The following is a 366-nucleotide window of genomic DNA, read 5'->3' as shown; positions in this document are numbered from 1 at the left end:
GATGCGTTGTTTTTGGTCGTGCTTGATATGCCAGTACGCATCGTTTTCGATATGCGCCGTCAGGTCTTTCTGGCCGTGGAAATAGATTTCCTCGCTGCCTTTCGCATCCTCAAAGCGCAGTTCGTTAAAACCCTTGCCCTTGTGGGTTTTAGTCTTGAAAGTTGTGCGGGTTTTTTCTGCCGGCAAATCCAGCGGTGGGCGGTTCAGGCCGTTGTAGACACAGCCGGTCACAATCGGGCGGTCAATATCACCATTGAGGTAAGAGACAATCACTTCCTGCCCGATACGCGGTATCGTCATAAAGCCAAAGCCGTGGCCGTTCCAGCCCTGTGCCACCCGTACCCAGCACGACGCGCCATCATCCGG

General features: G+C 54.1%; 1 protein-coding gene. It reads right to left on the bottom strand.

Annotation, left to right across the window (positions count from 1 at the left end; genetic code table 11):
* Positions 1-366: type VI secretion system tip protein TssI/VgrG (tssI, locus tag Xkoz_RS19445; protein WP_141554471.1), on the bottom strand; the 366-nt coding region annotated here is incomplete at both ends.

It is taken from the genome of Xenorhabdus kozodoii (assembly GCF_002632875.1).
GTDB classification, from domain to species: Bacteria; Pseudomonadota; Gammaproteobacteria; order Enterobacterales; family Enterobacteriaceae; genus Xenorhabdus; species Xenorhabdus kozodoii.
The sequence above is the reverse complement of the archived record's forward strand: the minus strand, read 5'-3'. Positions and strand labels throughout refer to the sequence as shown.